Source organism: Algoriphagus persicinus (assembly GCF_035156415.1).
Taxonomy (GTDB): domain Bacteria; phylum Bacteroidota; class Bacteroidia; order Cytophagales; family Cyclobacteriaceae; genus Algoriphagus; species Algoriphagus persicinus.
The window spans coordinates 60,510-80,988 of the sequence record NZ_JAYEEY010000017.1; the positions used below are offsets into that span (position 1 = coordinate 60,510).

Genomic DNA, 20,479 nt, shown 5'->3' on the forward strand with positions numbered 1-20,479 from the left:
CTCGCAAGAGCCCTTTACATATCTTTCAAAAAACTATGGCGTTCAGAAAAAATAAAAAACTTAACAATGATTTTTCCAGAGTCACCATCAGTTTGGCCTCCCCAGAATCTATTCTGGATAGCTCAAACGGTGAAGTGACCCAGCCAGAGACCATCAATTATAGAACTTACAAGCCTGAAATGGGCGGATTGTTCTGTGAGAGAATCTTTGGTCCGGTCAAAGACTGGGAGTGTCATTGTGGCAAGTACAAGCGCATCAGGTATAAAGGTATTATCTGTGACCGCTGCGGTGTGGAGGTTACAGAGAAGAAAGTAAGAAGAGAGAGAATGGGGCACATCGAACTGGTAGTACCAGTTGCGCACATTTGGTATTTCAAATCTCTTCCTAACAAAATCGGTTACCTTCTAGGTCTTCCGACTAAGAAGCTTGACCAGATTGTCTATTACGAGCGTTATGCGGTAGTTCAGGCAGGTATCAAAGCAGAAGAGGGAGTTCAATACCTGGACTTCTTGACTGAAGACGAATACCTGGATATCATGGACAAGCTTCCTAAGGAAAATCACATGCTTGACGATGAAGATCCAAATAAATTCATCGCCAAAATGGGTGCAGAAGCCTTGGAGATGCTATTGGCAAGAATCGATTTGGATGATCTTTCTTACTCTCTTCGTCATCAGGCAGCTACTGATACTTCTCAGCAGAGAAAAGCAGAAGCACTGAAAAGACTGAAAGTAGTAGAAGCATTCCGTGACGCTAGAACCAGAATCGAAAACCGCCCTGAGTGGATGGTTGTTCGCATGGTTCCAGTTATTCCACCTGAATTGCGTCCTTTGGTTCCGTTGGATGGTGGTCGTTTTGCGACCTCCGATCTAAATGACCTATATAGAAGAGTAATTATCAGAAACAACCGTCTGAAGCGTTTGATCGATATCAAAGCGCCAGAGGTGATTTTGAGAAACGAAAAGAGAATGCTTCAGGAAGCTGTCGATTCTCTATTCGATAACTCTAGAAAAGTAAATGCGGTAAGATCTGATGGCAATCGTGCCTTGAAATCCCTTTCTGATATGCTGAAAGGTAAGCAAGGTCGTTTCCGTCAAAACTTGCTCGGTAAGCGTGTGGATTACTCTGGTCGATCAGTGATCGTAGTAGGTCCAGAATTGAAGCTTCACGAGTGTGGTCTTCCTAAAAATATGGCAGCTGAACTTTTCAAGCCGTTTATCATCAGAAAACTGATCGAAAGAGGTATTGTAAAGACAGTAAAATCTGCTAAGAAAATTGTGGATCGTAAGGATCCAGTGGTTTGGGATATCTTGGAAAATGTACTGAAAGGACACCCTGTGCTCCTTAACCGTGCTCCAACACTTCACAGACTAGGTATTCAAGCTTTCCAGCCAAAACTTATTGAAGGTAAAGCGATCCAGCTTCACCCATTGGTGTGTACTGCATTCAACGCCGATTTTGACGGTGATCAGATGGCGGTTCACGTTCCACTTGGACATGAGGCTATCTTGGAAGCTTCTACTTTGATGCTTTCTTCTCACAACATTCTTAACCCTGCTAACGGTGCCCCAATTACTGTTCCTTCTCAGGATATGGTGTTGGGTCTCTACTATGTGACTAAGGGTAAGAAATCCACTCCAGAAGAGATCGTTGCTGGTGAAGGGATGACATTCTACAGTGTAGAAGAAGTGATCATCGCGATGAACGAAGAGAAAATCTCCAAGCATGCGAATATCAAATGTAAAGTTCAGCTAAGGACTGAAGATGGAGGTTATAAGGATGAAATCATTGAGACCGTCGCCGGACGTTTGATCTTCAACCAATTTGTACCAAAAGAAGTAGGTTATGTAAATGAGCTTTTGACCAAGAAAAAACTTCAGCAGATTATCGCTAAGGTGGTTAAAGTATGTGGAATGGCACGTACAGCCCAGTTCTTGGATGACATCAAGCACCTAGGATTCCAGATGGCCTACAAAGGCGGTCTGTCTATGGGATTGAATGATGTAATCATCCCGGAAGAAAAAGAGCCGATGATTAATAAGGCCAAAGAAGAAGTAGACCAGGTATGGAACAACTACTTAATGGGTCTAATCACGGATAACGAACGATACAATCAAGTAATTGATATCTGGACTCGTACCAATTCTCATTTGACTAATAATCTTATGAAGCAGATGGAAGAGGATAAACAAGGATTCAATGCCATCTACATGATGATGCACTCAGGAGCCCGTGGTTCTAGGGAGCAAATTCGTCAGCTGGGTGGTATGAGAGGCTTGATGGCTAAGCCACAGAAGAACCTTCAAGGTTCAGTAGGTGAAATCATCGAAAACCCAATCCTTTCTAACTTCAAAGAAGGTCTGGATGTATTGGAGTACTTTATCTCCACACACGGTGCACGTAAAGGTCTTGCCGATACTGCATTGAAGACTGCTGATGCAGGTTACCTAACCAGACGTCTAGTAGATGTGGCTCAGGATATGATTGTTACTGAAGATGATTGTGGTAGCTTAAGAGGACTTCTAGTACAGCCGTTAAGAGATAACGATGAGATCGTCGAACCTCTTTCTGAAAGAGTTCTTGGCCGTGTTTCTGTTCACGATATTTTCCATCCTGCTACGGATGAGTTGATTGTGGAATCAGGTCTTGAAATTAATGATGAGGTAGCTAAGTTGATCGATGAATCTGGAATTGATGAAGTTGAGATCAGATCCGTATTGACGTGTGAGACCCGTAGAGGGGTTTGTGGTAAATGTTATGGAAGAAACCTTACTACTGGCCATATGGTACAGGAAGGTGAATCTGTAGGGGTTATCGCCGCGCAGTCTATTGGAGAACCAGGTACTCAGCTTACACTAAGAACATTCCACGTGGGTGGTACAGCATCTAACATGGCTGTTGAGGCTAGCGTGATTGCTAAGTTTGACGGTGTGGTAGAATTTGATGAGGAATTGCGATTGATAGAGACTACTAATAAGGATGGCGAGCATATAACTGTTGTCATGGGTAGATCTGGTGAAATCAAGATCAATGATCCTAAGACAGGTAAGACTCTCGTGTCTAACCACGCACCTTACGGAGCTATAATTAATGTGAAGGATGGAGAGAAAATCACTAAGAATCAGACACTTTGTAAGTGGGATCCATACAACGCTGTAATTCTATCTGAATTTGATGGTAAGATTGAATTTGAAGCAATAGTAGAGGGAGTTACTTACAAAGAAGTATCTGATGATCAGACTGGTTTCCGTGAGAAAGTCATCATCGATACTAAAGATAGGACTAAGAACCCGGCGATTATTGTAAACTATGGGGAGGAGTCTAAGGCATACAATATTCCCGTAGGCGCTCACTTGGCAATCGATACAGGTGACAAAGTAAGATCCGGTCAAATTTTGGTGAAAATCCCAAGATCTGTAGGAAAGACAAGAGATATTACCGGTGGTCTTCCACGAGTTACTGAGCTATTCGAAGCTAGAAACCCTTCCAATCCGGCTGTGGTCTCTGAGATCGATGGGGTGGTATCTTACGGGGGTATCAAGCGAGGTAACAGAGAGATCATCATCGAATCAAAAGATGGTGTGATCAAAAAGTATATGGTATCCTTGTCTAAGCATATCCTGGTTCAGGAGAATGACTTTATCAGAGCTGGCGAGCCACTATCTGATGGAGCTATCACTCCAAATGACATCTTGTCAATCAAAGGACCAACGGCTGTTCAGGAGTACTTGGTAAATGAAATCCAAGAAGTTTATCGACTTCAGGGTGTGAAAATCAACGATAAGCACATCGAGGTGATCGTAAGCCAGATGATGCAGAAAGTAGAAATCCTGGATGCCGGTGATACTGGATTCCTTCAGAACCAAGTAGTGGATAAGTGGGCTTTCAGAGAAGAGAATGACAATATTCTTGACCGTAAAGTGGTCATGGATGCAGGTGATTCTTCTACATTGAAGCCAGGAATGATTCTTTCATCAAGAAGATTGAGAGATGAGAATTCCAGCTTGAAACGTAAAGACCTTAAGTTGGTACAAGTTCGTGATGCCGAAACAGCGGTTTCTAAACCAACACTACAAGGTATCACAGCAGCCTCTCTGGGTACTGAATCATTTATCTCTGCAGCTTCCTTCCAGGAGACTACTAAGGTGCTTTCAGAAGCAGCCATCAGAGGTAAGCGAGATGAATTGAAAGGTCTAAAAGAGAACGTAATCGTAGGTCACTTGATTCCTGCCGGCACCGGTCAGCGGAGATTGCAACCAATGATTGTTGGTTCTCAGGAGGAATATGACAAGCTTTCAGAAAATATGGAGCGCACGTCTAAAAGATCAAGCGAAGCAATCCTGTAATATTTTAATAAATTAATTCAAAAGGCCTGTTTCGCAACAGGCCTTTTTTTAATCTAGATAAATCATGCAAGACGACAACAAAAAAGGAGACCAGCAGATCAATGTAGAGCTTTCGGAAGAAGTGGCTGAAGGTGTATATTCTAATTTGGCGATGATCGCACATTCCAATTCGGAATTTGTGATTGACTTTATCCGCTTGATGCCGGGAGTTCCCAAGGCTAAAGTGAAGTCAAGGATTATCGTCACCCCGGATCATGCCAAGCGATTGCTCTCTGCATTGAAAGATAACATAGAGAAATACGAAGCAGCTTTCGGCAAAATCAACCAATCGGGCGGAGCTCCTCAGTTTCCGATTAGCTTCGGAACACCGGGAGAAGCCTAGTAAAAATATAACTGCTTAGCTTTGTTACTCTTATTACTTTGTTTACCTTTGCAGTCCAAAATTTAACAGTTTACGGGAAAACTAAATTTTATCAGTTAATGCCTACTATTCAACAGTTAGTACGAAAAGGTAGAACTACACTGGAGACCAAATCTAAATCAAGAGCTCTGGACGCATGTCCACAGCGACGAGGAGTTTGTACCAGAGTATACACTACAACCCCAAAGAAGCCAAACTCTGCAATGAGAAAAGTGGCGAGGGTGAGATTGACAAACGGAAAAGAAGTGAATGCTTACATTCCTGGAGAAGGTCATAATCTACAAGAGCACTCGATCGTCTTGATCAGAGGTGGTCGAGTGAAAGATCTACCAGGTGTGAGATATCACATTATCCGTGGTGCACTAGATACCGCAGGAGTTAAAGACCGTAAGCAAGGTCGCTCTAAGTATGGTGCCAAAAGACCGAAGGCAGGCAAAGGTGCTGCAGCTCCGGCGAAGAAAAAATAATAATAACATTCAGAAAAAATGAGAAAAGCGAAACCAAAGAAGAGATATATTCTTCCTGATCCAAAGTTCAATGACGCCCTAGTGACTAGGTTTGTGAACAATCTAATGGTAGATGGGAAGAAGAGTATTGCTTACAGAATTTTCTACGATGCAGTAGAAAAGGTAGAATCCAAAGTAGGTGAGAATGGTCTTGAAATTTGGAAAAAAGCGCTAAACAATATTTCTCCATCCGTAGAGGTGAAGAGTCGTAGAGTTGGTGGTGCTACATTCCAGGTTCCAATGGAAGTCAGACCTGACAGAAAGATTGCCTTAGGAATGAAATGGATGATCAGCTATGCCAGAAGAAGAGGAGAGAAAACAATGATGGATAGACTTGCCGGCGAAATTATCGCTGCTTCCAAAGGCGAAGGTGCCGGAGTGAAGAAGAAAGATGATACGCACAGAATGGCAGAAGCCAACAAAGCATTCTCTCACTTTAGATTTTAATCAATATGGCTAAAAGAGATTTAACACTTACCAGAAATATTGGTATTGCTGCACATATTGATGCAGGTAAAACAACTACGACAGAGCGAATACTTTTTTATTCAGGCGTATCTCACAAAATTGGTGAGGTTCACGACGGCGCAGCTACCATGGACTGGATGGCTCAGGAGCAGGAGAGAGGTATTACCATTACCTCCGCTGCAACTACCGTTTTTTGGAATTACAGAGAGAAAAAATACCAGATCAACATCATCGATACTCCCGGTCACGTTGATTTTACTGTAGAGGTAAACAGATCACTTCGTGTTCTCGATGGCTTGGTATTCCTTTTCAGTGCTGTAGATGGTGTGGAGCCACAGTCAGAGACAAACTGGAGACTTGCGGATAACTATAAAGTTGCCCGTATCGGCTTCGTAAATAAAATGGACCGTGCCGGTGCAAACTTCTTAGAAGTTTGTAAGCAGGTGAAGGAGATGCTAGGCAGCAATGCTGTTCCTTTGCAGCTTCCTATCGGTGCAGAAGATAGATTCCGTGGAGTTGTTGATTTGATCAATAACAGAGCGATTGTTTGGAATGAGGATGATTTCGGGATGACCTTCGAAGAGGTTCCTATTCCTGAAGATATGCTTGAAGAAGTAGCTGAATACAGAGAATATTTGCTGGAGGCAGTTGCCGATTATGACGAGTCTTTGATGGAGAAATTCTTCGAAGATTCCGATTCCATCACAGAGCAGGAAATTCTTGCAGCTTTGAGAAAAGCTACCATTGACATGAAGATAGTGCCAATGGTATGTGGATCATCATTCAAGAACAAAGGAGTTCAGACTATGCTTGATCTAGTCATGGAATTACTCCCTTCTCCAATGGATAAGGACGATATCTTTGCACATGATATAGATGATGAGGAAGTAGATGTAAGAATCTCTCCCGACGAATCAGAGCCTTTTACAGGTCTTGCTTTCAAAATTGCTACTGATCCATTTGTAGGACGCCTTTGTTTTGTGAGAGCATATTCTGGAATTTTGAATTCTGGTTCATATATTTTTAATAGCCGTTCTGGAAATAAAGAGCGTATCTCCAGAGTATTCCAAATGCATGCTAACAAGCAAAACCAAATTGATTCCCTAAGAGCAGGAGATATTGGTGCAGTGGTAGGCTTCAAAGATATCAAGACTGGTGACACCCTTTGCGACGAAAGCCGTAAGGTAGTATTGGAATCAATGGTATTCCCTGAGCCTGTAATCGGATACGCTATAGAGCCTAGAACTCAAGCTGACGTTGACAAACTAGGTATGGCAATTGCCAAACTGGTAGAAGAAGATCCTACATTGGTTGTGAATACAGATCACGAAACTGGTCAGACTATCTTGAGAGGGATGGGTGAGCTTCACTTGGATATCATTATCGATCGTATGAAGAGAGAGTTCAAGGTTGAGATCAATCAAGGTGCTCCTCAGGTTGCTTACAAAGAGGCTTTATTTGGTTCTGTTGAGCACAAGGAAGTTTACAAGAAGCAAACAGGTGGTAAAGGTAAATTTGCAGATATTTCATTCGAACTGAGCGCTAGAGATCCAGATCCTGAAACTGGTGAAATTAAGCCAGGGCTTGATTTCGTAAATGGTATCGTAGGTGGTGTTATTCCTAAAGAATTCATCCCTTCTATTCAGAAAGGATTTGCTGAATCCATGAAAAACGGACCATTGGCTGGATATCCTATCGAGTCGATGAAAGTAAGATTGTACCATGGTTCATTCCACGATGTCGATTCAGATGCCCTTTCTTTCGAATTGGCAGCAAGACTTGGTTTCAAAGATGCCGCTAAAAGATGTCAGCCTAAATTGCTTGAGCCTATCATGTCAGTAGATGTGGTGGCTCCAGATGAATACACTGGCCCTATCACTGGTGATTTGAATAGAAGAAGAGGTGTAATGAGAGGAATGGATACTAAAGGAACCTCAAGCGTAGTTAGAGCTGCCGTACCGTTGTCTGAGTTGTTTGGTTACATTACTGACCTTAGAACGATTACCTCTGGTAGAGCTACCGCTTCATTAACATTCTCTCACTATGAGGCAGTACCTAACAACATTGCCGAAGGTGTAATTGCTACAGTAAAAGGTCAGAAGGACTAAATAATATTTGCGATGAATCAGAAAATCAGAATAAAACTAAAATCATACGATCACAGCCTGGTGGATAAGTCATCAGAGAAGATTGTAAAGGCAGTGAAAGCCACTGGCGCAGTAGTAGTAGGGCCAATTCCATTGCCTACTAAGAAGGAGAAATTCACAGTATTGAAATCTCCACACGTAAGTAAGAAAGCCAGAGATCAGTACCAGCTTTGTACATACAAAAGATTGGTTGATATCTACTCTAACTCTTCAAAAACTGTGGACGCTTTGATGAAAATCGAGCTTCCAAGTGGAGTAGATGTAGAGATCAAAGTTTGATCAGACGGGATTAACATACAAAAGGCCTGCTATAAACAGCAGGTCTTTTTTGCTTTAACATGTTCAACTCGTGACTCTAGCGGTTTAAATGCTTGAATCACAAGTGAAATATTTTACAATACATTTAAAATTTAGGATTTCGGATTTGTTGCAGAATTTTATTTCAGTAACTTTGCAGTCCTTTAAAAGGAGCCCCGGCAGACAAATGCTTGTGGGTTATTATATTATCTTATAAAGATGTCTGGTATAATAGGTAGAAAAGTAGGAATGACTAGCATTTTCAGTGCCGATGGACGTAACGTCGCATGCACGCTAATAGAAGCTGGTCCTTGTGTAGTTACGCAAGTAAAAAACGTTGAAACAGACGGGTACAACGCCGTGCAGTTGGCATATGGTGAGCGTAAAGAGAAAAATACGCCCAAGCCATTGATCGGTCATTTTAAAAAGGCTGGTACAACACCAAAGCGCAAAGTTGTTGAGTTCAGAGAGTTCCGGGTCGAGTTTGAAGGCCAGGTAAATCTAGGAGCTACTGTGAAGGCTGGTGAAGTATTTATAGAAGGAGACTTCGTAGATGCAATCGGAACTTCAAAAGGTAAAGGATTCCAGGGTGTGGTAAAGCGTCATGGTTTTGCGGGTGTGGGTGGACAAACTCACGGTCAGCACAACAGAGGCAGGCACCCAGGTTCAATTGGTGCATGTTCTTGGCCATCCAGAGTATTCAAAGGAATGAGAATGGCTGGCAGAACAGGCGGAGACAGGGTAAAGGTTATCAACCTTAAAGTGTTGAAAATCTATGCTGACAAAAACCTACTATTGGTTTCTGGCTCTGTACCTGGTCCTAAAAATTCTTTCGTTATTCTAGAGAAGTAAGCCATGGAATTAGCAGTAATTAATCAAAAAGGAGAAGACACAGGTAGAAAAATCAGCTTGTCTGATGAGATCTTCGCAATCGAACCTAACGATCACGCGATCTACCTAGATGTCAAGCAGTACTTGGCTAACCAAAGACAAGGTACGCACAAGTCTAAAGAGAGAAATGAGATAGCTGGCTCTACTCGTAAGATCAAAAAGCAAAAAGGCACTGGTAGTGCACGTGCTGGGTCTATCAAGTCGCCACTATTCCGAGGAGGAGGAAGAGTATTTGGCCCACAGCCAAGAGACTATTCTTTCAAATTGAATAAAAAGGTAAAACAACTAGCCAGAAAATCTGCACTTACTTATAAAGTGAAAGATAACAGCCTGTCCGTTTTGGAAAGCATTTCATTTGACTCTCCAAAAACTAAAAGCTATCTGGCATTGCTGAACGGTTTGTCACTAGGAGATAAAAAAACCTTACTAGTACTTCCAGAGGAAAATACTAACGTATTCCTTTCCAGCAGAAACTTGCCTAAGGCAAAAGTTGTGACTGTAAATGATGTAAATACTTACCAAGTACTCAACGCGGATCACTTAGTGATTTGTGAAGGTTCTATCAGTAAGTTGGAAACCATTTTATCGAAATAAGACAATGGATATTCTAAAGCAGCCTTTAATTACAGAAAAGATTTCTGCCATGAACGAAAGAGGCGTTTATGGATTTATCGTAGAAAAAACTGCGAAGAAACCAGAAATCAAACTTGCTGTAGAGAAAACGTTTGGTGTGAAAGTGGTTTCTATCAGAACCATCAGATATGCTGCAAAGCATAAATCTAGATACACCAAAGCTAAAGTGGTTTCAGGCTTTACCAATGCTTTCAAAAAAGCAATCGTGCAAGTAGCCGATGGTGAAGTGATTGATTTTTACGGAGAAATTTAATTGAATCTATATCATGGCAATTAAAAAGTTGAAACCTGTCACTCCAGGAACAAGATTCAGAGTAGCTCCTGCATTTGACGAGATTACCAAGTCAAAGCCGGAAAAATCTCTTCTTGCTCCTATCAAGAAGTCAGGTGGACGAAATAATGAAGGCAAAATGACTGTCCGCAATATTGGCGGTGGTCATAAGAGAAGATTACGGATTGTAGACTTCAAAAGAAACAAGTTCGGTGTACCAGCAGTAGTGAAAGCTATTGAGTACGATCCTAACAGAACCGCACGTCTTGCCCTACTATATTATGCAGATGGTGCTAAGGCCTACATTATCGCCCCGGAAGGTTTGTCAGTAGGACAAACAGTGATTTCCGGAGAGCATGTTGCTCCAGAAGTGGGTAACGCAATGCCAGTGGCCAACATCCCAATGGGTACAATTGTACACTGTGTGGAATTGAAGCCTGGTAAAGGTGCTGCAATGGTAAGAAGTGCTGGAGGTTATGCGCAGATCGTAGCCCGTGATGGGAAGTACGTGACTGTAAAACTTCCGTCTGATGAGATGAGACTTGTGCTAAATACGTGTATGGCAACCGTAGGAACTGTTTCCAATGGTGACCACATGAACGTAGTTTTGGGTAAAGCCGGTCGTAAAAGATGGCTTGGATCAAGACCTCGCGTAAGAGGTGTTGCGATGAACCCAGTCGATCACCCCATGGGTGGTGGCGAAGGTCGCTCTTCTGGAGGACATCCAAGATCTAGAAAAGGTCTATTGTCTAAAGGCAAGAAAACAAGATCTCCTAAGAAGTATTCAAACAAGTTCATCTTAAGCAAAAGATCTAAATAATTATGGCACGTTCATTAAAAAAAGGTCCTTATATCGAGCACCATCTTGTGAAGAAAGTGGATGCTCAGAACGAATCAGGCAAGAAATCGGTAATCAAGACTTGGTCAAGAAAATCAATGATTTCTCCAGATTTCGTAGGACATACCTTCGCTGTGCATAATGGGAATAAATTCATTCCGGTATTTGTAACAGACAATATGGTAGGTCATAAGCTAGGTGAATTTGCTCCTACTAGAAATTTCAGAGGCCACATTGCCAAAAAAGATAAAGGAAAGAGATAATCATGGAAGCATTAGCAAAATTAAATAATGTCCCTACATCTCCGCGTAAGATGCGTCTTGTGGCTGACCTTGTCAGAGGCAAGAGAGTAGGATTGGCACTTAGCATATTGAAATTCACTCCTAACCATGGAGCAATTCGACTTGAGAAGTTGTTGCTTTCCGCTGTAGCCAACTGGCAAGCGAAAAATCCTGATGCCAAACTGGAAGAGGCTGACCTATTCATCAAAACTGTCATGGTGGATGAAGGAAGAATGCTTAAGAGATTAAGACCAGCTCCTCAAGGTAGAGGTCACAGAATACGCAAGAGATCAAATCATGTAACCCTAGTAGTTGATTCATTCAACGATCAGACAGTTACCGCTGATGTAGTAGAAACAAACGAAAAGGCAAATTAAGAACAGACTATGGGACAAAAGATCAACCCAATAGGATTTAGACTTGGTGTAGTCAAAGGCTGGGATTCCAACTGGTATGGTGGGAAAGACTTCGCTGAAAAGCTATACGAAGATCAAAAGATCCGTAAGTACGTCCTTGCCAGAATTCCTAAGGGGGGTATTTCTAAAGTGATTATCGAGCGTACGCTCAAGAGAATCACTCTTACGATACATACTGCCCGTCCAGGTGTTGTAATTGGTAAAGGTGGAGCCGAAGTAGATAAGCTGAAAGAAGAACTTAAGAATATCACCAACAAGGATATTCAGATTAATATCTTCGAGATCAAGCGTCCTGAATTGGATGCGAAATTGGTAGGTGAATCAATCGCTCAACAGCTTCAAGCAAGAATTTCTTTCAGAAGAGCAATGAAGCAAGCTATTGCAGCATCCATGAGAGTGGGAGCGGAAGGAATCAAAGTTAAACTTTCTGGACGTCTAGGCGGAGCCGAAATGGCCCGTTCTGAAATGTACAAAGAAGGAAGAATTCCTCTTCACACCTTGAGAGCAGATATTGATTACGCACTTTCCGAAGCCCTTACGGTTTATGGTTTGATCGGCATCAAAGTTTGGATCTTCAAAGGTGAAGTGTACGGTAAAAGAGATCTATCTCCTAATCAGGGAGCTGCTAATGAGCCAAAAGGCGCTCGTAATGCCGGCCCTAAGAGAAATGATGGTCCAAGACGAAGAAAAAGAAATAACTAATTTTCACCCATAAGTGAGAACTCATGTTACAGCCAAAAAGAACTAAATATAGGAAAATGCAAAAGGGCCGTGTCAAAGGCATTGCACAAAGAGGGCATACGCTTTCTTTTGGCAACTTTGGCATCAAATCCCTTGAGCCAGGATGGATCACATCCCGTCAGATCGAGGCAGCTCGTATCGCAATGACGAGAGCAATGAAAAGAGAAGGACAGGTATGGATCAGAATTTTCCCTGATAAGCCTATCACGAAAAAGCCCGCAGAGGTTCGTATGGGTAAAGGTAAAGGTGCTCCGGAGTATTGGGTGGCCGTTATCAAGCCAGGAACGATCCTTTTCGAAGCTACAGGCGTGAGCCTGGAGACAGCACGGGAGGCGTTGAGACTTGCCCAGCAGAAGCTGCCGGTAAGTACCAGATTTGTTGTTCGTAGAGATTACGCTGAATTATAAGCACTATGAAAAATACTGAAATCAATTCACTTTCAAACAGTGAAATCGCCGAGCGACTAGTCGCTGAGCAGGAGAATCTAACCAAACTTAGGTTTGCGCACTCGATATCTCCTATAGAGAATCCTAACAGAATCCGCGAGACCAAGCGCTTTATCGCAAGATTAAAGACTGCATTGGCTGCCAAATAACTAGCTAACAAAAAGAATATGGCTACGATAGAGAGAAATCTTCGAAAAGAAAGAGTTGGTAAGGTGGTAAGTAACAAGATGGACAAGTCCATCACCGTAGCGGTAGAACGTCGCGTAAAGCACGCTATCTACGGTAAATTTGTTGCCAAAACAACCAAATTTATGGCTCATGACGAGACCAACGAGTGTAACCCAGGTGACCTCGTGAAAATAAGCGAAACTCGTCCGCTGAGTAAAAACAAGCGTTGGAGAGTAGTTGAAATTATTGAAAGGGCTAAGTAATTATGATCCAACAAGAATCAAGACTAAGCGTAGCGGATAATTCTGGTGCCAAAGAGGTATTAGTGATCCGCGTATTGGGAGGAACAAAAAAGCGATATGCTTCCATCGGCGATAAGGTCGTTGTGACAGTAAAATCTGCTCTTTCTTCCAGCAGCATGAAAAAAGGTACCGTGTCAAGAGCGGTTATCGTGCGTACTCGTAAAGAAATAAGAAGAAAAGACGGTTCTTATATTCGCTTTGAGGATAACGCAGCTGTGTTATTGACCAACAACGACGAGCCAAGAGGTACGCGTATTTTCGGCCCAGTGGCTCGTGAGTTGAGAGAGAAGCAGTTTATGAAAATCGTTTCTTTGGCTCCTGAAGTATTGTAATCATGGAAAGAAAAATGAACAAGCAAACCAAGCTTCATATCAAAACCGGTGACACCGTAAAAGTGATCGCAGGGGATGATAAAGGCAAAACAGGGAAGGTGCTTTCCGTAGATAGGCTAAAAAGTAGAGCAATCGTTGAGGGTCTTAACATGATCACCAAGCACGTGAAACCTACTGCAGCTAAGCCACAAGGTGGCATCGATAAGAAAGAAGCTTCTATGCACATTAGTAACCTAAAACTGGTAGATCCTAAAACTGGTGAAGCCACTAGAACAGGTCGCAAAGCGGGTGAAAATGGTAAATTAGTAAGATACTCTAAGAAAACTGGGGAGGTGATCAATGGCTAATCCAAGAATCAAACAAAAATATGTGGACGAAATCGTCCCTGCTTTGAAAGAAAAATTTCAATACGCATCAGTGATGCAAGTGCCTAAGTTGGAGAAAATAGTTCTCAATAAAGGTATAGGTGCAGCTGTAGCAGACAAGAAATTGGTAGACCAAGGTGTAGAAGAGCTTTCTTTGATCACTGGCCAGAGAGCTGTTTCGACTATTGCAAAGACTTCTGTATCTAACTTTAAGTTGAGAGAAGGAATGCCTATCGGAGCTAAAGTTACTTTGAGAGGTCAGACAATGTATGAATTCCTTGATCGGTTGATCTCCATTGCACTACCACGTGTAAGAGATTTCAAAGGTATTTCGGATAAAGGGTTTGACGGAAGAGGCAATTACACACTAGGTGTGCAAGAGCAAATTATCTTCCCGGAGATCAGCATAGAGAAAGTCAACAGAATCTCAGGCATGGATATCACTTTTGTGACTTCTGCTAAAACAGATGAAGAAAGTTTAGAATTGTTTAAGGCTTTCGGAATGCCTTTCGTTAAAAAAACTAAAGAAGAATAGTCATGGCAAAAGAGTCAATCAAAGCTCGTGAGAGAAAAAGAGAGCGTCTGGTAGCCAAGTATGCTGACAAAAGAGCCGCGCTGAAAGCAGCCGGTGATTATGAAGCTCTTGATAAATTGCCTAAGAACGCATCTCCTGTAAGACTTCATAATAGATGTAAGCTTACTGGTCGCCCAAAAGGCTACATGAGAAAATTCGGTATCAACAGGGTAACCTTCAGAGAAATGGCCTCAGCAGGCAAGATCCCTGGAGTGACAAAGTCCAGCTGGTAAAATAACGACAGTAGTTTTTATTCTAAAAATCAATTCGTAACTTTGCACGCCCAAAACGGGTGTAGCTAGACTATAAAATACAATGACTGATCCAATAGCTGATTATCTGACTAGGTTGAGAAACGCCATCAAGGCATCTCACCGAATCGTAGAAATCCCTGCTTCTAACATCAAGAAAGAGATTACAAAAGTACTGCACGACAAAGGATATATTCAGAATTACAAGTTTGAAGAAAACGGTCCTCAGGGATCAATCAAAATTGCACTGAAATTCAATCCTGTCACCAAGCAAAATGCGATTGTAAGCCTCAAGAGAGTTAGTACACCAGGTTTGAGAAAATATGTGAAACATACGGAGCTTCCAAGAGTAATCAATGGGCTCGGAATAGCAATCGTATCCACCTCCAAAGGTGTGATGACAGACAAAGAAGCCCGTACTGAGGGTGTAGGTGGAGAAGTTCTTTGCTACGTATACTAATTTACTATCATGTCTAGAATAGGTAAAAAACCAATAAATATACCCAGCGGTGTTACTGTAGACGTCACAGCTCATGGAACTGTGACTGTTAAAGGTCCAAAGGGTACACTGATTCAGGAGGTAAATCCTGATATTACAGTGAAAGTAGAGGACAACGAAATCGTTGTTGCGAGACCTACCGACTCCAAAAGGCACAAGTCTATTCATGGTCTTTACAGATCACTAATCAACAATATGGTGATTGGTGTATCTGAAGGGTATAAGAAAGACTTGGAGCTTGTGGGTGTAGGTTTTAAAGCGTCTAATCAAGGTCAGATTCTTGAACTGAATCTTGGTTACTCTCACAACATCTTTATGATGCTTCCTGAAGAGGTGGCTCTTAAAGCTGAGACTGCAAAAGGTAAGAACCCAATCATTACCTTAGAATCGATAGATAAAGAATTGATTGGACAAGTAGCTGCAAAAATCAGATCTCTTCGTAAGGTGGAACCTTACAAAGGAAAAGGTGTGCGCTTCGTTGGTGAACAAGTTAGACGTAAGGCTGGTAAAACTGCCGCTAAAAAATAATAGGTTATGGCATTTAATAAGAATTCCAGAAGACTTAGAATCAAGCAGGGTATCAGAAGAAAGATTTCTGGTACTGATTCCAGACCTCGTTTGTCAGTTTTCAAAAGTAATACTGGCATATACGCTCAGCTTATCGATGACCTTAAAGGTCAGACTGTAGCACAAGCTTCTTCCAAAGAATTGGGAGCCAAGGCTAACGCTAATGTATCAGTTTCGAAAGAAGTAGGTAAAAAACTTGCGGAAAGAGCTGTTGCAACCGGAGTAGATTCCGTAGTATTTGACAGAAATGGCTACTTGTATCATGGGAATGTGAAAGCTTTGGCAGATGGTGCCAGAGAAGGAGGCCTTAAATTTTAATAAGCTATGTCTCAACTAAGAAGAAAGCCTATCAGGGCAACAGATACAGATTTAAAGGAAAAAGTAGTAGCTATAAACCGAGTTGCCAAAGTGGTAAAAGGTGGTAGAAGGTTCTCTTTTTCAGCAATAGTGGTGGTGGGAGATGGCCAAGGTGTCGTAGGTTACGGATTGGGTAAAGCCAACGAAGTAACAGATGCGATCACAAAGGGCATCGAAGACGCAAAGAAAAACTTGGTGAAAGTGCCAATTTTGAAGGGTACTATCCCTCATGAGCAGATTGGTAAATACGGTGGAGGATTTGTTTTGATCAAACCAGCAGCACCAGGTACAGGCGTTATCGCAGGTGGTGCAATGCGTGCAGTTTTGGAAAGTGCTGGCGTTACAGACGTATTGGCTAAATCTAAAGGATCATCTAATCCGCACAACGTGGTAAAAGCTACTATTGAAGCTTTGACTCAGCTAAGAGATGCCATTGCTGTTTCACAACAGAGAGGCGTTAAAATGTCTAAAGTATTTAACGGATAATCATCATGGCTAAGATCAAAATCACGCAAACCAAAAGTACCATCGATAGACCAAAAGATCAAAAAGCAACTATCACTGCTCTAGGTCTTGGTCGTATCAGCAAATCCGTGACCGTAGAGAATACGCCACAGATTGCCGGTATGGTAAATAAAGTTAATCACCTTGTAAAAGTGGAAGAAGCTTAATTATGAAACTGCATACATTAACACCAGCTGAAGGATCTACCAAAAATCGCAAGAGAATTGGTAGAGGTACAGGTTCAGGTAGAGGTGGAACTTCTACAAGAGGTCACAAAGGAGCTAAATCAAGATCAGGCTATAAGTCTAAATTAGGTTTTGAAGGTGGCCAAATGCCTCTTCAGAGAAGAGTTCCTAAATTTGGCTTCAAAAGCTTGAACAGAGTTGAGTTCAAACCAGTAAATTTGGATACATTGCAAGGTCTTGCCGAGCAATACAATCTTGAGGTTATCAACATGGAAACTATGGTTTCACATGGTATTGCTTCTAAGAATGACAAAATCAAAATCCTCGGTGGAGGTGAATTGAAGGCCAAATTAGACGTAACTGCTCATAAATTTTCGGCTACTGCAGCAGCAGCTATCGAGAAATTGAGTGGAACGGTAAACACAATTTAATTTAATGAAAAAGTTTATTTCGACAGTTAAGAACATTTTCTCTATCGAAGACCTTAGAGTAAGAATCATGAATACGATCGGTTATCTGATCATATTCAGATTGGGGTCGTTCATAGTTCTTCCAGGTGTTGACCCATCTCTTTTGGGTGAAGCTCCAGAAGGAATCTTTGGATTGATCGATACTTTCCTAGGTGGAGCGTTCAGTAATGCATCTATCTTCGGTCTGGGCATTATGCCATATATATCTGCTTCCATTGTGTTGCAGTTATTGACTGTCGGAGTACCGTATTTTCAGAAAATGCAAAAAGAGGGTGAGTCTGGTAGGAAAAGAATCAATCAGATCACTCGGGTATTGACTATCCTGATTACTATTGCACAAGGTATTGGGTATGTTTCTGCTACGATTATACCTACTGGAGCAGTGATGATTAGTTCTACCTTGTTTATGTTCAGTTCACTGGTTTTACTTTCCGCAGGTACCATGTTCTGCATGTGGCTTGGCGAGAAAATCACTGAGAAAGGAATAGGTAATGGTATTTCAATGCTAATTATGATCGGTATCATATCGAGATTTCCTGGAGCGTTAATCGCTGAAGGTTTAGAGAAGGGTACTTCAGGTATGTTGCTTCTTATCATTGAAGCTGCAGTGTTGTTCTTCATTGTAGTAGGGGTGATTGCCTTGACTGAAGCCACTAGGAGAATTCCTGTACAATACGCTAAGCAAGTGGTTGGCGGTAAAGTATATGGTGGACAGAGACAGTATATACCGATCAAAGTAAATGCGTCAGGCGTGATGCCCATTATTTTCGCTCAATCCCTGATGTTTGTCCCTGCTTTGATTGCTCAAATATGGGCATCTGAGAATGACATTGCCAATTATATAGGAGCAACGTTCAGTGATTTCACCTCTTGGCAATACAATTTGTTATTTGCAGCCATGATCATTCTATTTACATTCTTCTACACAGCTATCACAGTTAATCCTGAGCAAATTGCAGAAGATATGAAGAGAAACGGGGGGTTTGTACCAGGTATTAAGCCAGGTGCTCCTACTTCGGAATTTATCGACGGAATTATTTCCAAGATTACACTTCCGGGATCTATTCTCTTAGCTGCAGTAGCTATACTTCCAGCTCTTGCAATTATATCTGGAGTGGGTGGAGAGTTTGCTCAGTTTTATGGTGGTACCTCCCTGTTGATTATGGTAGGTGTGATCATGGATACCCTGAGACAAATAGAAAGTTACTTACTAATGAGACATTACGAGGGAATGATGAAGAGTGGTAATGTGAAGAATAATCCTTCTAATTACCAAGTTGCCTAAGATGTTCAATTACAAGACTTCCGATGAAGTTAAGTTAATAAAAGAAAGTGCAGATATACTAGCTAGAGCCCATGGGGAAGTAGCAAAACATATCAAGGAAGGGGTAAAGACCTCTTTTCTAGACAAAATTGCTGAGGAGTTTATCAGGGATCACGATGGAGTTCCTTCTTTTAAGGGCTACAATGGATTTCCTGCTTCACTATGTATTTCTGTGAATGAAGTAGTAGTACATGGTTTTCCCAGTGAATATGAATTGAAAGATGGCGATATAATCTCAGTAGATTGTGGAGTCTTTCACCAAGGTTTTCATAGCGATTCCGCTTATACATACCCTATTGGTGAGGTCTCTCCTGCTGTTAAAGCATTATTAAAAGCCACTAAAGATTCTCTTTACATTGGAATTGAGCAAGCTGTCTTTGGGAAAAGAATTGGCGATGTGGGTAACGCCATCCAGAAGTTTGTCGAAGCCAAAGGCTATACTGTAGTAAGAGAGCTTGTCGGACATGGAGTGGGCAAAAATCTACATGAAGCACCTGAAGTTCCCAATTATGGAAAGAGAGGAAGTGGTCCTTTACTGAACGATGGAATGGTGATCGCCATTGAGCCCATGATTAATCTTGGCACACGGAATATTGTCCAAGAGCGCGATGGATGGACTATTCGCACTGCGGATAGAAAGCCTTCAGCACATTATGAGCACACAGTAGCGATATTTGAAGACAGAACAGAGGTATTAACCTCTCATAAATACATAGAAGAGAATTTTAAATTCTAATATGGCCAAGCAAACATCAATAGAGCAAGACGGTACCATTAAGGAAGCATTGTCTAATGCGATGTTCAAAGTGGAACTAGAGAATGGGCATCAGTTGATAGCCCACATATCTGGTAAGATGAGGATGAATTATATAAAGATCCTTCCTGGTGATCGAGTTAAATTGGAACTGTCTCCCTATGATTTGAGTAAAGGCAGAATTGTATATCGATATAAATAAGACTGAGATGAAAGTAAAAACATCTATCAAAAAGAGAAGTGTTGACTGCAAGCTAATCCGTAGAAAAGGAGTATTGTATGTCATCAACAAGAAGAATCCTAAGTTTAAACAAAGACAAGGTTAAATTATGGCTAGAATTGCAGGTGTAGACATACCAGACAATAAGCGAGGCGTAATCGGACTTACCTATATCTTCGGAATAGGTAGATCTGCAGCTAAAGCTATCCTGACCAAGGCCGGTATCTCTTACGATAAAAAAGCAGGTGAGTGGGATGACGATGAGTCAACCTCCATCCGTAACATTATTGCTGAAGAGTTCAGAACCGAAGGTGTATTAAAGTCAGAGATCCAATTGAACATCAAGCGACTACAAGATATTGGTTGCTATAGAGGTTTGAGACACAGAAAAGGACTTCCAGTTCGTGGTCAACATACCAAGAACAACGCCAGAACAAGGAAGGGTAAGAGAAAAACAGTTGCTAACAAGAAAAAAGCGACTAAATAAAACCTGATTTAGATTATGGCTCAGAAAAGAAACGATAAAGCAAAAGGTAAAAAGAGAGTAGTAAAGGTAGAAGCTGTAGGTCAAGCTCATATTAGAGCATCCTTCAACAACATCATTATCTCTCTTACCAACAATGCAGGTCAAGTAATATCTTGGGCCTCTGCCGGTAAAATGGGATTCAGAGGTTCTAAGAAAAATACTCCTTACGCAGCACAGATGGCCGCACAGAACTGTGGACAGGTGGCATATGACTTAGGTTTGAGAAAAATCGAAGTGTTTGTAAAAGGTCCGGGATCTGGTCGGGAATCTGCGATCAGAACATTGCAAAATGTAGGATTGGATGTGACTACGATCATCGATGTGACTCCAATGCCACACAATGGCTGTCGTCCTCCTAAGCGTAGAAGAGTTTAATCAT

The 20,479-nt window shown here is 41.7% G+C and carries 32 protein-coding genes; all 32 read left to right on the forward strand.

Translation table 11 applies throughout. The features are described 5' to 3' along the window. The first annotated feature begins 35 nt into the window (after positions 1 to 35). Positions 36 to 4,346: a DNA-directed RNA polymerase subunit beta' gene (gene rpoC / locus U3A58_RS14130; protein WP_323824349.1), complete on the forward strand. Its 4,311-nt coding sequence runs from the start codon at positions 36 to 38 to the stop codon at positions 4,344 to 4,346. Between the two features lie 64 nt (positions 4,347 to 4,410). Then, complete coding sequence (locus U3A58_RS14135) at positions 4,411 to 4,728, forward strand: DUF3467 domain-containing protein (RefSeq protein WP_323824351.1); 318 nt, start codon at positions 4,411 to 4,413, stop codon at positions 4,726 to 4,728. A gap of 98 nt (positions 4,729 to 4,826) precedes the next feature. Continuing rightward, entirely contained in the window at positions 4,827 to 5,234 is a 408-nt protein-coding gene (gene rpsL, locus U3A58_RS14140) for a 30S ribosomal protein S12 (RefSeq protein ID WP_092894640.1), read from the forward strand. Positions 5,235 to 5,252: 18 nt separating this feature from the next. Then, positions 5,253 to 5,720 carry a 30S ribosomal protein S7 gene (rpsG, locus tag U3A58_RS14145; protein WP_323824354.1) on the forward strand — a complete coding sequence of 156 codons (468 nt, stop codon included), beginning with the start codon at positions 5,253 to 5,255 and terminating at the stop codon, positions 5,718 to 5,720. A gap of 5 nt (positions 5,721 to 5,725) precedes the next feature. Continuing rightward, the gene (fusA, locus tag U3A58_RS14150; RefSeq protein ID WP_323824356.1) at positions 5,726 to 7,849 is read left to right on the forward strand and encodes an elongation factor G; all 2,124 of its coding nucleotides are present in this window, start codon (positions 5,726 to 5,728) and stop codon (positions 7,847 to 7,849) included. A gap of 12 nt (positions 7,850 to 7,861) precedes the next feature. After that, positions 7,862 to 8,167 carry a 30S ribosomal protein S10 gene (rpsJ, locus tag U3A58_RS14155; protein WP_008203035.1) on the forward strand — a complete coding sequence of 102 codons (306 nt, stop codon included), beginning with the start codon at positions 7,862 to 7,864 and terminating at the stop codon, positions 8,165 to 8,167. 237 nt (positions 8,168 to 8,404) lie between these two features. Beyond that, positions 8,405 to 9,037: a 50S ribosomal protein L3 gene (gene rplC, locus U3A58_RS14160; RefSeq protein ID WP_323824358.1), complete on the forward strand. Its 633-nt coding sequence runs from the start codon at positions 8,405 to 8,407 to the stop codon at positions 9,035 to 9,037. 3 nt (positions 9,038 to 9,040) lie between these two features. After that, a complete protein-coding gene (rplD, locus tag U3A58_RS14165; protein WP_323824360.1) occupies positions 9,041 to 9,670 on the forward strand; it encodes a 50S ribosomal protein L4 in 630 nt (209 codons plus the stop codon). Between the two features lie 4 nt (positions 9,671 to 9,674). Beyond that, complete coding sequence (rplW, locus tag U3A58_RS14170; RefSeq protein WP_111611451.1) at positions 9,675 to 9,962, forward strand: 50S ribosomal protein L23; 288 nt, start codon at positions 9,675 to 9,677, stop codon at positions 9,960 to 9,962. 13 nt (positions 9,963 to 9,975) lie between these two features. Continuing rightward, positions 9,976 to 10,800 (forward strand): 50S ribosomal protein L2, encoded by an 825-nt coding sequence (gene rplB / locus U3A58_RS14175; protein WP_323824362.1) that lies wholly within the window; start codon positions 9,976 to 9,978, stop codon positions 10,798 to 10,800. 2 nt (positions 10,801 to 10,802) lie between these two features. Next, a complete protein-coding gene (rpsS, locus tag U3A58_RS14180) occupies positions 10,803 to 11,081 on the forward strand; it encodes a 30S ribosomal protein S19 (RefSeq protein ID WP_057939455.1) in 279 nt (92 codons plus the stop codon). Between the two features lie 2 nt (positions 11,082 to 11,083). After that, positions 11,084 to 11,476, forward strand: a complete 393-nt coding sequence (gene rplV / locus U3A58_RS14185) for a 50S ribosomal protein L22 (protein WP_323824364.1) — start codon at positions 11,084 to 11,086, stop codon at positions 11,474 to 11,476. Positions 11,477 to 11,485: 9 nt separating this feature from the next. Further along, complete coding sequence (rpsC, locus tag U3A58_RS14190) at positions 11,486 to 12,217, forward strand: 30S ribosomal protein S3 (protein WP_086500275.1); 732 nt, start codon at positions 11,486 to 11,488, stop codon at positions 12,215 to 12,217. 23 nt (positions 12,218 to 12,240) lie between these two features. Further along, entirely contained in the window at positions 12,241 to 12,663 is a 423-nt protein-coding gene (gene rplP, locus U3A58_RS14195; protein WP_320899472.1) for a 50S ribosomal protein L16, read from the forward strand. Between the two features lie 5 nt (positions 12,664 to 12,668). Further along, complete coding sequence (gene rpmC, locus U3A58_RS14200; RefSeq protein WP_086500279.1) at positions 12,669 to 12,851, forward strand: 50S ribosomal protein L29; 183 nt, start codon at positions 12,669 to 12,671, stop codon at positions 12,849 to 12,851. 18 nt (positions 12,852 to 12,869) lie between these two features. After that, entirely contained in the window at positions 12,870 to 13,133 is a 264-nt protein-coding gene (gene rpsQ / locus U3A58_RS14205) for a 30S ribosomal protein S17 (protein WP_323824366.1), read from the forward strand. Positions 13,134 to 13,135: 2 nt separating this feature from the next. Continuing rightward, positions 13,136 to 13,504: a 50S ribosomal protein L14 gene (rplN, locus tag U3A58_RS14210; protein ID WP_323824368.1), complete on the forward strand. Its 369-nt coding sequence runs from the start codon at positions 13,136 to 13,138 to the stop codon at positions 13,502 to 13,504. Between the two features lie 2 nt (positions 13,505 to 13,506). Further along, positions 13,507 to 13,851 carry a 50S ribosomal protein L24 gene (rplX, locus tag U3A58_RS14215; protein WP_323824370.1) on the forward strand — a complete coding sequence of 115 codons (345 nt, stop codon included), beginning with the start codon at positions 13,507 to 13,509 and terminating at the stop codon, positions 13,849 to 13,851. After that, positions 13,844 to 14,404, forward strand: a complete 561-nt coding sequence (rplE, locus tag U3A58_RS14220; RefSeq protein ID WP_323824372.1) for a 50S ribosomal protein L5 — start codon at positions 13,844 to 13,846, stop codon at positions 14,402 to 14,404. The genes rplX and rplE overlap by 8 nt, the downstream gene beginning before the upstream one ends. A gap of 2 nt (positions 14,405 to 14,406) precedes the next feature. Next, positions 14,407 to 14,676: a 30S ribosomal protein S14 gene (gene rpsN / locus U3A58_RS14225; RefSeq protein ID WP_086539683.1), complete on the forward strand. Its 270-nt coding sequence runs from the start codon at positions 14,407 to 14,409 to the stop codon at positions 14,674 to 14,676. An 82-nt stretch (positions 14,677 to 14,758) separates the two neighbouring features. Then, complete coding sequence (gene rpsH, locus U3A58_RS14230) at positions 14,759 to 15,154, forward strand: 30S ribosomal protein S8 (protein ID WP_057939445.1); 396 nt, start codon at positions 14,759 to 14,761, stop codon at positions 15,152 to 15,154. A 9-nt stretch (positions 15,155 to 15,163) separates the two neighbouring features. Continuing rightward, complete coding sequence (gene rplF / locus U3A58_RS14235) at positions 15,164 to 15,721, forward strand: 50S ribosomal protein L6 (protein ID WP_323824374.1); 558 nt, start codon at positions 15,164 to 15,166, stop codon at positions 15,719 to 15,721. A 6-nt stretch (positions 15,722 to 15,727) separates the two neighbouring features. Then, positions 15,728 to 16,078 carry a 50S ribosomal protein L18 gene (gene rplR / locus U3A58_RS14240; RefSeq protein ID WP_323824376.1) on the forward strand — a complete coding sequence of 117 codons (351 nt, stop codon included), beginning with the start codon at positions 15,728 to 15,730 and terminating at the stop codon, positions 16,076 to 16,078. Between the two features lie 6 nt (positions 16,079 to 16,084). Further along, positions 16,085 to 16,603: a 30S ribosomal protein S5 gene (rpsE, locus tag U3A58_RS14245; RefSeq protein WP_323824378.1), complete on the forward strand. Its 519-nt coding sequence runs from the start codon at positions 16,085 to 16,087 to the stop codon at positions 16,601 to 16,603. 5 nt (positions 16,604 to 16,608) lie between these two features. Further along, positions 16,609 to 16,788 (forward strand): 50S ribosomal protein L30, encoded by a 180-nt coding sequence (gene rpmD / locus U3A58_RS14250; protein WP_057939441.1) that lies wholly within the window; start codon positions 16,609 to 16,611, stop codon positions 16,786 to 16,788. 2 nt (positions 16,789 to 16,790) lie between these two features. Continuing rightward, the gene (rplO, locus tag U3A58_RS14255) at positions 16,791 to 17,237 is read left to right on the forward strand and encodes a 50S ribosomal protein L15 (RefSeq protein ID WP_323824380.1); all 447 of its coding nucleotides are present in this window, start codon (positions 16,791 to 16,793) and stop codon (positions 17,235 to 17,237) included. Positions 17,238 to 17,241: 4 nt separating this feature from the next. Continuing rightward, complete coding sequence (gene secY / locus U3A58_RS14260; protein WP_323824382.1) at positions 17,242 to 18,561, forward strand: preprotein translocase subunit SecY; 1,320 nt, start codon at positions 17,242 to 17,244, stop codon at positions 18,559 to 18,561. Position 18,562: 1 nt separating this feature from the next. Further along, positions 18,563 to 19,336 (forward strand): type I methionyl aminopeptidase, encoded by a 774-nt coding sequence (gene map / locus U3A58_RS14265; RefSeq protein ID WP_323824384.1) that lies wholly within the window; start codon positions 18,563 to 18,565, stop codon positions 19,334 to 19,336. A 1-nt stretch (position 19,337) separates the two neighbouring features. After that, positions 19,338 to 19,556, forward strand: coding sequence for a translation initiation factor IF-1 (infA, locus tag U3A58_RS14270; protein WP_057939437.1), 219 nt, complete (start codon positions 19,338 to 19,340; stop codon positions 19,554 to 19,556). 7 nt (positions 19,557 to 19,563) lie between these two features. Continuing rightward, a complete protein-coding gene (gene rpmJ, locus U3A58_RS14275) occupies positions 19,564 to 19,680 on the forward strand; it encodes a 50S ribosomal protein L36 (protein WP_075349342.1) in 117 nt (38 codons plus the stop codon). A gap of 3 nt (positions 19,681 to 19,683) precedes the next feature. Continuing rightward, on the forward strand, positions 19,684 to 20,061 hold the full coding sequence (rpsM, locus tag U3A58_RS14280) for a 30S ribosomal protein S13 (protein ID WP_323824386.1): 378 nt from the start codon (positions 19,684 to 19,686) through the stop codon (positions 20,059 to 20,061). 15 nt (positions 20,062 to 20,076) lie between these two features. Continuing rightward, the gene (gene rpsK / locus U3A58_RS14285) at positions 20,077 to 20,475 is read left to right on the forward strand and encodes a 30S ribosomal protein S11 (protein ID WP_057939435.1); all 399 of its coding nucleotides are present in this window, start codon (positions 20,077 to 20,079) and stop codon (positions 20,473 to 20,475) included. Positions 20,476 to 20,479: the final 4 nt, after the last annotated feature.

What these genes read in the sequence shown, in the direction of transcription:
- rpoC (WP_323824349.1), top strand. Translation starts at nt 36, where the DNA reads ATGGCGTTCAGAAAAAATAAAAAACTTAACAATGATTTTTCCAGAGTC.
- U3A58_RS14135 (WP_323824351.1), top strand. Translation starts at nt 4,411, where the DNA reads ATGCAAGACGACAACAAAAAAGGAGACCAGCAGATCAATGTAGAGCTT.
- rpsL (WP_092894640.1), top strand. Translation starts at nt 4,827, where the DNA reads ATGCCTACTATTCAACAGTTAGTACGAAAAGGTAGAACTACACTGGAG.
- rpsG (WP_323824354.1), top strand. Translation starts at nt 5,253, where the DNA reads ATGAGAAAAGCGAAACCAAAGAAGAGATATATTCTTCCTGATCCAAAG.
- fusA (WP_323824356.1), top strand. Translation starts at nt 5,726, where the DNA reads ATGGCTAAAAGAGATTTAACACTTACCAGAAATATTGGTATTGCTGCA.
- rpsJ (WP_008203035.1), top strand. Translation starts at nt 7,862, where the DNA reads ATGAATCAGAAAATCAGAATAAAACTAAAATCATACGATCACAGCCTG.
- rplC (WP_323824358.1), top strand. Translation starts at nt 8,405, where the DNA reads ATGTCTGGTATAATAGGTAGAAAAGTAGGAATGACTAGCATTTTCAGT.
- rplD (WP_323824360.1), top strand. Translation starts at nt 9,041, where the DNA reads ATGGAATTAGCAGTAATTAATCAAAAAGGAGAAGACACAGGTAGAAAA.
- rplW (WP_111611451.1), top strand. Translation starts at nt 9,675, where the DNA reads ATGGATATTCTAAAGCAGCCTTTAATTACAGAAAAGATTTCTGCCATG.
- rplB (WP_323824362.1), top strand. Translation starts at nt 9,976, where the DNA reads ATGGCAATTAAAAAGTTGAAACCTGTCACTCCAGGAACAAGATTCAGA.
- rpsS (WP_057939455.1), top strand. Translation starts at nt 10,803, where the DNA reads ATGGCACGTTCATTAAAAAAAGGTCCTTATATCGAGCACCATCTTGTG.
- rplV (WP_323824364.1), top strand. Translation starts at nt 11,084, where the DNA reads ATGGAAGCATTAGCAAAATTAAATAATGTCCCTACATCTCCGCGTAAG.
- rpsC (WP_086500275.1), top strand. Translation starts at nt 11,486, where the DNA reads ATGGGACAAAAGATCAACCCAATAGGATTTAGACTTGGTGTAGTCAAA.
- rplP (WP_320899472.1), top strand. Translation starts at nt 12,241, where the DNA reads ATGTTACAGCCAAAAAGAACTAAATATAGGAAAATGCAAAAGGGCCGT.
- rpmC (WP_086500279.1), top strand. Translation starts at nt 12,669, where the DNA reads ATGAAAAATACTGAAATCAATTCACTTTCAAACAGTGAAATCGCCGAG.
- rpsQ (WP_323824366.1), top strand. Translation starts at nt 12,870, where the DNA reads ATGGCTACGATAGAGAGAAATCTTCGAAAAGAAAGAGTTGGTAAGGTG.
- rplN (WP_323824368.1), top strand. Translation starts at nt 13,136, where the DNA reads ATGATCCAACAAGAATCAAGACTAAGCGTAGCGGATAATTCTGGTGCC.
- rplX (WP_323824370.1), top strand. Translation starts at nt 13,507, where the DNA reads ATGGAAAGAAAAATGAACAAGCAAACCAAGCTTCATATCAAAACCGGT.
- rplE (WP_323824372.1), top strand. Translation starts at nt 13,844, where the DNA reads ATGGCTAATCCAAGAATCAAACAAAAATATGTGGACGAAATCGTCCCT.
- rpsN (WP_086539683.1), top strand. Translation starts at nt 14,407, where the DNA reads ATGGCAAAAGAGTCAATCAAAGCTCGTGAGAGAAAAAGAGAGCGTCTG.
- rpsH (WP_057939445.1), top strand. Translation starts at nt 14,759, where the DNA reads ATGACTGATCCAATAGCTGATTATCTGACTAGGTTGAGAAACGCCATC.
- rplF (WP_323824374.1), top strand. Translation starts at nt 15,164, where the DNA reads ATGTCTAGAATAGGTAAAAAACCAATAAATATACCCAGCGGTGTTACT.
- rplR (WP_323824376.1), top strand. Translation starts at nt 15,728, where the DNA reads ATGGCATTTAATAAGAATTCCAGAAGACTTAGAATCAAGCAGGGTATC.
- rpsE (WP_323824378.1), top strand. Translation starts at nt 16,085, where the DNA reads ATGTCTCAACTAAGAAGAAAGCCTATCAGGGCAACAGATACAGATTTA.
- rpmD (WP_057939441.1), top strand. Translation starts at nt 16,609, where the DNA reads ATGGCTAAGATCAAAATCACGCAAACCAAAAGTACCATCGATAGACCA.
- rplO (WP_323824380.1), top strand. Translation starts at nt 16,791, where the DNA reads ATGAAACTGCATACATTAACACCAGCTGAAGGATCTACCAAAAATCGC.
- secY (WP_323824382.1), top strand. Translation starts at nt 17,242, where the DNA reads ATGAAAAAGTTTATTTCGACAGTTAAGAACATTTTCTCTATCGAAGAC.
- map (WP_323824384.1), top strand. Translation starts at nt 18,563, where the DNA reads ATGTTCAATTACAAGACTTCCGATGAAGTTAAGTTAATAAAAGAAAGT.
- infA (WP_057939437.1), top strand. Translation starts at nt 19,338, where the DNA reads ATGGCCAAGCAAACATCAATAGAGCAAGACGGTACCATTAAGGAAGCA.
- rpmJ (WP_075349342.1), top strand. Translation starts at nt 19,564, where the DNA reads ATGAAAGTAAAAACATCTATCAAAAAGAGAAGTGTTGACTGCAAGCTA.
- rpsM (WP_323824386.1), top strand. Translation starts at nt 19,684, where the DNA reads ATGGCTAGAATTGCAGGTGTAGACATACCAGACAATAAGCGAGGCGTA.
- rpsK (WP_057939435.1), top strand. Translation starts at nt 20,077, where the DNA reads ATGGCTCAGAAAAGAAACGATAAAGCAAAAGGTAAAAAGAGAGTAGTA.